General features: G+C 67.6%; 5 protein-coding genes and 1 pseudogene. 2 read left to right on the top strand and 4 right to left on the bottom strand.

The window, feature by feature from the left end:
- Positions 1–57: 57 nt before the first annotated feature.
- The 4 genes and pseudogenes from ABD993_RS28240 to ABD993_RS28225 all read right to left on the bottom strand — a co-directional run.
- Positions 58–414, bottom strand: a pseudogene (locus tag ABD993_RS28240) (transposase domain-containing protein); the annotation flags it as partial.
- An 87-nt stretch (positions 415–501) separates the two neighbouring features.
- On the bottom strand, positions 502–1575 hold the full coding sequence (locus ABD993_RS28235) for an acyl-CoA dehydrogenase family protein (protein ID WP_345425043.1): 1074 nt from the start codon (positions 1573–1575) through the stop codon (positions 502–504).
- Between the two features lie 29 nt (positions 1576–1604).
- Positions 1605–3113, bottom strand: a complete 1509-nt coding sequence (locus tag ABD993_RS28230; protein ID WP_345425040.1) for an NAD-dependent succinate-semialdehyde dehydrogenase — start codon at positions 3111–3113, stop codon at positions 1605–1607.
- On the bottom strand, positions 3110–4771 hold the full coding sequence (locus ABD993_RS28225; RefSeq protein ID WP_345425037.1) for a purine-cytosine permease family protein: 1662 nt from the start codon (positions 4769–4771) through the stop codon (positions 3110–3112). The genes ABD993_RS28230 and ABD993_RS28225 overlap by 4 nt, the downstream gene beginning before the upstream one ends.
- Before the next feature lie 605 nt (positions 4772–5376).
- Between ABD993_RS28225 and ABD993_RS28220 the strand changes: the two genes are divergently transcribed.
- Positions 5377–7413: a hydantoinase/oxoprolinase family protein gene (locus tag ABD993_RS28220; protein WP_345425034.1), complete on the top strand. Its 2037-nt coding sequence runs from the start codon at positions 5377–5379 to the stop codon at positions 7411–7413.
- The gene (locus ABD993_RS28215; RefSeq protein WP_345425032.1) at positions 7410–9404 is read left to right on the top strand and encodes a hydantoinase B/oxoprolinase family protein; all 1995 of its coding nucleotides are present in this window, start codon (positions 7410–7412) and stop codon (positions 9402–9404) included. Before ABD993_RS28220 ends, ABD993_RS28215 begins: the two co-directional genes overlap by 4 nt.
- Positions 9405–9407: the final 3 nt, after the last annotated feature.

Raw genomic sequence — 9407 nt, 5'->3', positions numbered from 1 at the left:
CCCACAGCTCCAGTCTCCTTGCTAGATCAGGAGCCTCTCCACCGGCCAGGACGGTTCAAACAGCGCCGCGACAGGCTCGGCACCCAGCCGCGCCCGAGCCTGGAAGATCGCGGACTTCGTCGGCAGACCCACCTCCGCCGAGCCGGGCTGCGCCCAGCCTGACGCCCAGGCCAGCCCGTCGGTCAACTGGGCGAGGACGTCCTCATAGGACCCTTCCGAGTACAGGCCCATCCCGATCGCGAAGTACGCCATCACCCGCGCAGGCAGGCTCCGATGACGCTGCTCGGTCCGACCCGACGCCGCGACCACCTCATCGACCAGCTCCGGCGGGAACACCCGAGTCAGCACCCCCACCGACACCAGATCCGACAACCGGCGCTCCGACGGCGGCTTCACCCATCCAGCACGAGGCATGGCCGGAAAACTACATCAATGTCACTCTAACTGAACGGTATTGGGGCGGGGGAACCCCAGGGGGAACCTCATCACCTCACCTCGCAATCACCAGGTCCGAGGTGCGCGCATCGCCCGTCGTTCACCCCCGGAGCCACCGGCCGCGGTGAGCGCAGTGTCCTGCCTGGCCTGGACGAACGGGCGGTACTCGTCGTCGAAGCACAGCTCGGGAGGCAGCCACGCTGACCCGCCCGTTGCGCGGATCGCGCAGAGACTCGCGCGCAGCTCGTCCTGCTGATCACCTCGGCCGCACGTGTCGGCAACGAGCCTTGAGACCATCGCCGTACGTGAACACGCAACGTCGAGCTGCCTGCTGTCGCAGGTCCCGTGCAAATCGGTCGCGGCCGCTGTCGACCTCACCGCGGTGATCGCCGCTGCGATGGATGCCATAGATGCGGGATCGTCCTCGACCGCGATCGACGCAGCAGCGAGGGCCTCCACGCATCGTACGAGGTGCGCGCGCCGGACGATCTCGCCCACGAGGGGCGCAGTCTCGACCGCTAGTCGGCGCGCGGGCATGCCGTCGAACCGGGCCCGGGCAAGCGGTCGCGTGACATCCTGGGAGTACTGTCTGATCGTCGACTCGGGCCGGTCGACAGCCAGTATCGTCGGCTCCGCTCCATCCGACGCGACGACGAACCAGCGCTCGGCGTCCGAGCCGTGGAGGACGCTGTCCACCTCACCGTGGAGAGTGGTGCCCCCGTCGCAGCCGTCGTCGATGCGGCCGCCGAAAGCGACCGCCACCACGGTGTCCCCGGTCGCGATCTCGCTCAGCAGCTCCCGTTCGCTGAGGGCGGCACAGAGGAGCGGAGCCACGACCGCCGAGGACAGGAACGGGACCGGAGCAGGTATCCGTGACAGCGTCCACGCCACCGAGAGGCTCCGGCTGAGGCTCGCTCCCTGCCCTCCGTACTCGGCAGGCACCAGCAGCCCGCCCACGCCGACGCTGCACAGAGCGTCCCATGCGTCCCGTACGGCGGTCGGCGCGCAGGGAGCCGCGCCGTGCTCGCCGTCGGACCCGTTCCAGAGCATCGGGAGGTGGGTCAGCAGGGCGTCGACGATGTCGAAGTCGAGCCGTTCGGCAGCCCTGAAGGGATAGAGATCGTCGCTGTTCAGGTTCATGTTCGTGCTCTCGCCCTCAGATACTCGAATCACACAGCCGGGAACGGGTGCGAGATGTACTTGGTTTCCAGGTACTCATGTGTTCCTGCCTCACTTCCTTCGCGCCCCAGCCCGGACTGCTTGATCCCGCCGAACGGAGCCGACGCATCCGACACCAGGCCGCGGTTGAGGCCGACCATTCCGCATTCGAGCGCGGTTGCGGCGCGCATCAGCCGGGCAGCATCGCGGGAATAGGCGAACCCCACGAGGCCGGCCTCCGTGTTCGATGCGACATCGAGCGCCTCCTCCTCCGAGTCGACGCGGTAGACCGGCGCGACCGGCCCGAAGATCTCCTGCTCGGCGATCGCACCACGACGATCGACGTTATCGAGCAGGATCGGACCCAGGAACGTGGAGTCGTCCTCGATCCCGGACGCGACGACGGTCGATGCCCCGCCGGCGACCGCGGATCTGACCAGCTCCGCCGCCCGGTCGCGCTGCTTTACACTGATCATCGGGCCCAGGGTGGTCGCCGGATCGAACCCCGAACCGACGACCTGTGCCCGCAAGCGGTCCGCAAAGCGGGCGAGGAACTCGTCCGCGACTCGTCGATCGACGATGAACCGGTTCGCCGCGACGCAGCTCTGGCCGCCGTTCCGAAGCTTCGCGATGACGGCGCCCTCCACCGCTGACTCGATGTCCGCATCGTCGAAGACGATGAAGGGTGCGTTTCCACCGAGTTCCATGGACGTGCGCAGGACCCCCGTCGCTGATGCAGCGAGCAGAGCGCGGCCCACCCCAGTCGATCCGGTGAAGGAGAGCTTGCGGATGCGTCGATCATCGAGGATGCGGGACACGACCGGTGCCGGTCGGGACGTCGTGAGCACGTTGACGACACCCGGCGGGACGCCGACCGTCTCCAGGAGCTCAGCGAACAGCAGCGCGGTCAGGGGAGTCTCCTCGGCCGGCTTCACGACGACGGTGCAGCCGGCCGCGAGCGCAGGCGCGATCTTGCGCGTCACCATGGCCAACGGGAAGTTCCACGGTGTGATGAGGAGCGCCGGACCGACCGGTTGCCGGATGGTCATGTGCACGGCGGCGCCGTCGGGAGCAGTGCGGGTCGTTCCGGACGTCCGCACCGTCTCCTCGGCGAACCACCTCAGGAATTCGCCGCCGTACCGGACCTCGGCCAGTGATTCGGCGAGGGGCTTGCCCATCTCGCTGGTGATCACCGTTGCGAACTCGTGTGCCCGCTCCATCAGTCGGTCGAAGGCTGCCCGCAGCAGATCCGCGCGGTACCGGGGCGACGTGCGTGACCACGTTCCGAACGCGACCGAGACGGCATCGACGGCTGCGTCGGCATCGTCGACCGTCGCGTCCGCCACCTCGGCCAAGGACTCGCCGGTCGCCGGATCGAAGACGGTCAGGACGCTGCGGCCTGCGGTCGTCGTGGGCTCGCGCCATTCGCCCCCGATCAGCAGTTGCGTGCGGATCGCAGGCAGTCGAGGTCGACGCACGACCGGATCGGCCAGTCGCGTCTCCCCGATGTCCGAGCTCATGCCTTCGCCTCCGGCGTGCGTCGGGAGGCGACCGCCGGTCCGGCTGCGGCAGATGTCCGTGCTTCTTCGTACGCTGCGGCGAGGTACGCGTTGTCGTTGCTCCCACACTCGCCACAGATCGGCGCGTGATCCGGAGTCGCGGGGTTCCGGTCCATCTCCTGCGCGATGTAGGAGCGCTCGCAGGTGGCGCATTCGACCCGTGCCTCCCACGGGTCGTCGACCTCCATGCGGGGGTCGTTCGGACGAGACAGGAGGACGTACCGCTCGCCGGTGGCGAACCTGCCGGCGGTGTAGAGAGCACCCGCGACGAGGAAGGCGGCCGGCGGCGCCCAGGTCGCGCCGAAGGCGCCGCCGAACTCCACCATGACGATGCCGATCACCGACGCCGTCAGCCACGCCCCCAGGCCCACCATGTTGAAAGCGGGAACCCGGCCGGGGCGGAACTCGAAGTCCTCCGACCGGCGCCGGTCACGTCGTGCGAACGCGAGGTACACGAGTGCGATCGCGACCCACGCCACGACGACCACACCTTGCCACTGCAAGGCCTTCAGCAGGTACGAGATCGCGTTGGTGAGCATCAGTGCGAACACTGCGATTCCCACCAGCACCACCCAGATCCGCCTCGGCAGCCGGATGCGGAAGACCCGGGCGAAGAAGCTCTCCGCGTTGATGCTCGCGAGGTAGTAGTTCGCCGTGTTGATGCGCGTCTGGCTGACCCAGACGAGTGCCACACCGAAGATCCCGGTGAGGCCGACGATGGCCTGAACGGCTGACAGCTCCGTCAATGTGGTGCCGGCTGTGAGGCTGTGCGCGAGGAAGATCCCGACGATCGCGTTCACGGCGAGAGTCAGGGTGTAGAACAGCGGTCCGAAGGTCAACCACTTGTGGAACGTCGCATCGGCGGTCTTCGCGAGCCGCGCGTAGTCCCACGTGAAGGGCTGCATGATCCAGACGCCCATGTACACGGAGAAGGCGAACACCCATCCGGGCGCGTGCAGGTTCACCTGCGGATCCACCGGGCCGGCGGTCAGCCAGTCGTTGCTGTAACCGTTGACCGCGATCGCCCAGACCACCGCCACGATCAGACCGACGTAGTAGAACGGAAGGAGGAACCCGTTCAGCTTGTCGAGCCAGGTGCGGACGCCGCCGATGACGATCGGGATGCTATAGGCCGCGACGATCAGGTACCAGATCTGGATGTTTCCCCAGCCCGTGTACTGGTGGAACACCTCAGCGACCACGGATCCCTCGAAGACCGCGTAGTACAGCGCTGTCGCGCCCACGATGAGCGGAGCGACCGCGGCTCCCAGGTATCCGAACAGAGCGCGAGAGAACAGCGCACTCGAGATCCCGGTCCGCGCCGCGTGACGACTCAGCAACCGGCCGAAAACGCTGTAGGCGACGACGGACAAGGCCAGGCCGATCAAGGTGTCACGGGTACCGACCGCCAGCGCCACCGTTGCGCCGACGATGAGCCAGAACATGGCGCTCGCGAAGGCGTACCACGCCATCAGAAGCGAGATGCGGCCCGACCTCCACGTCCTGGGCGCCACGTGAAGTGCGTAGTCCTCCGTGCCGGCGCTCCTCACGACACGCGGGTCGTCCTCGAACGTCACACGCAGCGGGATCAGGGAACGATCTTGGTTTTCCCCATCCATGACAAGTCCTCCGGTTATCTGTGGGCATCAGCCGACGGGAGAGGGGCGCGCCCACGTGCGTGGGATCAGTTCGGGGGGCGCAAGCACCGCCGAGAAGGCGTGGTAGATTATTTACACGTCGAGCTGATCACATCAATCGTCAGCGTGTACAAATCTGGGTGCGGCGGCCTGTGCACTTCACAATCCGGCCGGCACGGCAGCGGCGGCGGGGACCGCTCCCTGGGAGTCTCGCAGCTGCCCGACGTGGATCCTGGACAACTGCCCGATTCAGCTTCCGGATCCTCGAAGTCCCGCACCGAGCGATCATGCAGTGGTCCTGCGCAGGCGGAGCGGCGAATCGGACCAAGGCAACGCGCCGACCGGCGTACGAAGCGCGGTACGAGAGCACCGTCGATGCTTCGGACGAATCACCGCCGCAGGGGGCAGCGTGCGTCTACACCCTGGTTCGCCGCGCCCTAGCAATGTGTGCGGCCGGGCTTCGGAGCGACGACAAGTTGCGGAGTGCGTTCTCTCACTACCTCCTATTGATCCTGCCGGTCCGGTGGGTCAGAGTGGTGCCACGGCCGGCCCGTTCGCCGTAGTGCACAAGCCACTGGAGGTGTCCGATGGGGCAGCAGGTCGCCGTCGACATCGGAGGCACCTTCACCGACGTCTGCGTCGCTGACGGCAAGGGCAACCTGCAGGTCGCCAAGGTCCCGACCAGCGACGGCGTCACGGAGAGCGTTCTGCGCGGCCTCGACGAGGCGGGCGTCGTGCTCAAGGATGCGGAGTTCTTCGCTCACGGCACGACCGTTGCGACGAATGCGCTGATCAACCGGGACTTCCCGCGGGCTGCGCTGATCACGACGCGTGGATTCCGGGATGTCCTGGAGGTCGGGAGCGGCACGAAGAGCGACCTGTGGGATGCCTACGCCGATGTGGCCCCGCCGTACATCGCACGTCGGGACCGCCTCGTCGTCGGTGAACGGATCGACGGTATCGGCCGCGTCATCACGCCGCTGGACCTCCACGACGCCGAGGTCGTCATCGAGACCATGCGGCGCAGGGAGATCGAGACCGTGGCGATCTGCTTCGTGAACTCCTACGTCAATCCGATCCACGAGCGGGAGATGGAGCGGCTCGTCAGGGAGGCGCTGCCCGGCGTGGTGGTCTCCGTCTCGAGCCTGGTGCTCCCGGAGATCCAGGAGCACGAACGCTTCTCGACGACCGTCGTGAACGCACTGCTCTCGCCACTCATCAAGCGATACACCGCCGGTCTCGAGTCCGAGCTGGTCCAGGCCGGATACCGAGGTCAGCTGCAGCTGCTCCACGGTGGGGGCGGCCTCATGACACCACGCGCGGCCGAGAGGTACGCCGGTCGCCTCGCGTCCTCCGGCGTGGCAGCCGGGGCCATCGCGAGCCGCCACATCGCCCTGTCATGCGGTTTCGAGAACTCCATCGGTCTGGACATCGGTGGTACCAGTGCTGACATCTCCATCGTCGCGGACGGCCAGTCGCGCATCGTCCGGAACTGGCACGTCGACTACGGCCACCCGATCTGCTTCCCCTCGCTGGAGGTCCTGACGATCGGTTCCGGTGGAGGGTCGCTGGCCTGGGTCGACGACGGTGGCGCTCTGCGCGTGGGGCCGCGATCAGCCGGCGCGGTGCCCGGTCCGGCGTGTTATGGACTCGGGGGCGCCTCGGCGACGACGACCGATGCGCAGCTCGTGCTCGGTCGTTTGAGCACATCACTGGCGGGTGGCAGGCGGATACTCGATCCCGAGCTCGCCGAGGCCGCCGTCGCGGACGTGGCCGCCGATCTCGCCTGTTCCATCGAGGATGCGGCCGTCGGGATCCTCCGAGTCGCCTCGGCGAACATGGCCGATGCGCTCCGCATCATGTCCGTCCGGCGCGGCCACGACCCGAGGGATTTCGCGCTGGTCGCTTTCGGCGGGGCCGGTCCGCTGCACGCCGTCGAGCTGGCTCGCGAGCTCGGGATCCCCGAGATCGTCATCCCCCCGCACCCCGGGACGACGTCGGCACTCGGCTGCCTTCTGGTCGACACCCGCCACGACTTCGCTGCGATGTTCCTCCGAGACATCGATGCCGCTGATCCGTACGAGATCGAATCGAAGTTCCTCGAGATCGAGTCCTCTGCGCGTGAGAGCCTGCTGGACGATCATGTGGAGCCCGAACGGATGAGCCTGCAGCGCTTCGTCGAGGTGCGGTACCGAGGGCAGTACCGGACGCTGCCGGTCGCTGTCGGCAGCCCGGTCCGGACCCTCGACGGGCTGGTCACGAGCTTCCACGCCCAGCACCGCTCGGAGTTCGGCTTCAGCCAGCTCGAGGCCGAGGTCGAGATCTACCAGCTCTCGGTCGCGGCTTTCGGCGTGACCGAGAAGCCGCCGCTGACGCCGGACAGCTGGGGATCGCCGCCGCTGAGGGCGACGACGCACCGGAGGGTCCGGTCCAACGACGGCGACGCGTGGCTCGAGACTCCCGTTTTCGACCGTGAGCACCTCTTTCCCGGGGCGGAACTCACGGGGCCTGCACTGGTCTCCCAGTCGGACTCGACGACACTCCTCCCCGCCGGCTCCAGCGCGGTCGTGGACGACATGATGAACCTGCGCGTCTCGCCCTGCGAGAAGGCGGCGCGCCGATGACCACTGCGAAACCGGTGGCCCTGACGTCGTCCGAACCGGCGGCCGTACTGGATGCGATCACGAGCGAAGTGCTGCGCAACGCCTTCGTGACGGCCGTCGACCTCATGGCGGAGCAGCTGCTGCGAACGTCCTACTCCTTCGTGATCCATGCTCGCGACTTCTCCGGTGCTCTGAGTGACGCCGAAGGTGCCACCGTCGCACAGGGAAGCCAGGACGTCGCCGTCCAGGTCGGAACCCTCCACTTCTCGGCTCGCGCGGTGCTCGAGTCGTTCCCGGGAGACATCTTCGAGGGCGACGTCTTCGTCCTCAACGACCCCTACGTCGGCGGGACGCACTTCAACGACGTCCGGGTCCTCCGGCCGATCTTCGTCGACGGCGAGCTACTCGCGATCGCGCAGAGCAACGGCCATTGGGCGGACGTGGGCGGCGCCGCTCCCGGATCGTTCGACACCGCGGCGGTCGAGCACTTCGGCGAAGGCCTGCGCATCACCCCGGTCCGAGTGTGGTCCCGGGGGAGGTATCTGGCAGACGTGGCCCGGCTGATCGCTGCGAACACCCGCGCGCCGTCGGACGCCGAGGGCGACCTGCTCGCACAGGCCGAAGCGACCAGGGTCTGCGAGCGCGAAGTGCTGCGACTCATCGCCAAGTACGGCCGCGACGCCGTGCTGGCCGCCTTCGAGGAGTCACAAGCCTATGTCGAGAGGATCGTGCGTCGGCGCGTCGGCGACCTGCCTGACGGGTATTGGGAGGCTCAGGACTTCATCGACTCCGATCCCAGGACCGGTGACGAGCTCGTCCCCATCCGTGTCGGCATGCGGATCACCGGCGACACCATCCACTACGATCTCTCCGGATCGCACCCCGCCGTCGGCAACTTCCTCAACTCGGCATTCGGCGGCACCTTCTCGGCCGTGGTGGCGGGCACCAAGACGTTCTTCCCCGACGTTCCGTTGAACTCGGGTTTCTACAGGGCGCTCGTGGTCGATTTCGGGCCTGAGGGCACCGTCGTGAATGCCTCGTGGCCGACGGCTGTCACCGGGTTCTACGCCGGCCCGTACGAGAAGATCGTGAACGCAATCTTCCAGATCTGGTCGGAGATCATCCCGGAACGTGCCATCAGCACGTCGTTCAACCTCGAGTACCTGCTCGTCGGCGGCCGAGACGTCCGCCGCGGCCGGAGCGGGCAGTTCATGTACTACGACTGGATGGCCGGCGGCTGGGGCGGCCGCAACGGCAAGGACGGATCCAACGCCACCGCGTCGATCTTCGGCGTCGGCCACGCGATTCAGTCAATCGAGATGCAGGAGCGCTCCTCCCCGATCCTCACCGGTCGGTGCGAGCTCCGGACGGACTCTGCAGGCCCTGGTGAGTTCCGCGGGGGCCTCGGGCAGGTCAAGGAGGTCTCGCTGACCGACTGCGAGGGCGCGGTCCTCTCCTACTGCTCCGACCGTGCCCGGTCGGTCATCACGGGCACCCGGGGTGGACTGCCGAGCTGTCCTCACGGGCTGTCGATCAACCCGCTCTCCCCGGACGGGCGCTACCTCGGGGCCCTCGCCTCACGGCTGCCGGTGGAACCCGGCGACTCGCTGGAGCGGCCGTCGGCGGGCGGCGGCGGCTTCGGCGAACCGCTCAACCGGAAGCCGGAGGCGGTGCGCCTCGACGTCGTCGACGGGTACGTCTCCATCGACCGCGCGCGCAAGGACTACGGCGTCGTCATCGTCCCCGACTCCGACGATCCCGACCTGTTCCACGTCGACGAGATCGGCACGGCCTCGGAGCGGAGACGCATTCGTGGTGAGCGGGTGGATGCACTGCGCACGGACCCCGAGGCGATCGCGGAGATGTACGTCAACGGCGAGCTCAACGAGCTCGATCTGGTACGGCAGTTCGGGGTAATTCTTGACTGGGGGAGTGGGCGACTGCTCCGGCGCACCACCCAACAGTTCCGTGAGGTTCTGTTGAACCGGTGCGCAAGTTTCTGGGGACAATAGAGC

It is taken from the genome of Pseudonocardia xishanensis, from assembly GCF_039541715.1.
GTDB classification, from domain to species: domain Bacteria; phylum Actinomycetota; class Actinomycetes; order Mycobacteriales; family Pseudonocardiaceae; genus Pseudonocardia; species Pseudonocardia xishanensis.
The sequence above is the reverse complement of the archived record's forward strand: the minus strand, read 5'-3'. Positions and strand labels throughout refer to the sequence as shown.

What these genes read in the sequence shown, in the direction of transcription:
- ABD993_RS28235 (WP_345425043.1), bottom strand. Translation starts at nt 1,575, where the DNA reads ATGAACCTGAACAGCGACGATCTCTATCCCTTCAGGGCTGCCGAACGG.
- ABD993_RS28230 (WP_345425040.1), bottom strand. Translation starts at nt 3,113, where the DNA reads ATGAGCTCGGACATCGGGGAGACGCGACTGGCCGATCCGGTCGTGCGT.
- ABD993_RS28225 (WP_345425037.1), bottom strand. Translation starts at nt 4,771, where the DNA reads ATGGATGGGGAAAACCAAGATCGTTCCCTGATCCCGCTGCGTGTGACG.
- ABD993_RS28220 (WP_345425034.1), top strand. Translation starts at nt 5,377, where the DNA reads ATGGGGCAGCAGGTCGCCGTCGACATCGGAGGCACCTTCACCGACGTC.
- ABD993_RS28215 (WP_345425032.1), top strand. Translation starts at nt 7,410, where the DNA reads ATGACCACTGCGAAACCGGTGGCCCTGACGTCGTCCGAACCGGCGGCC.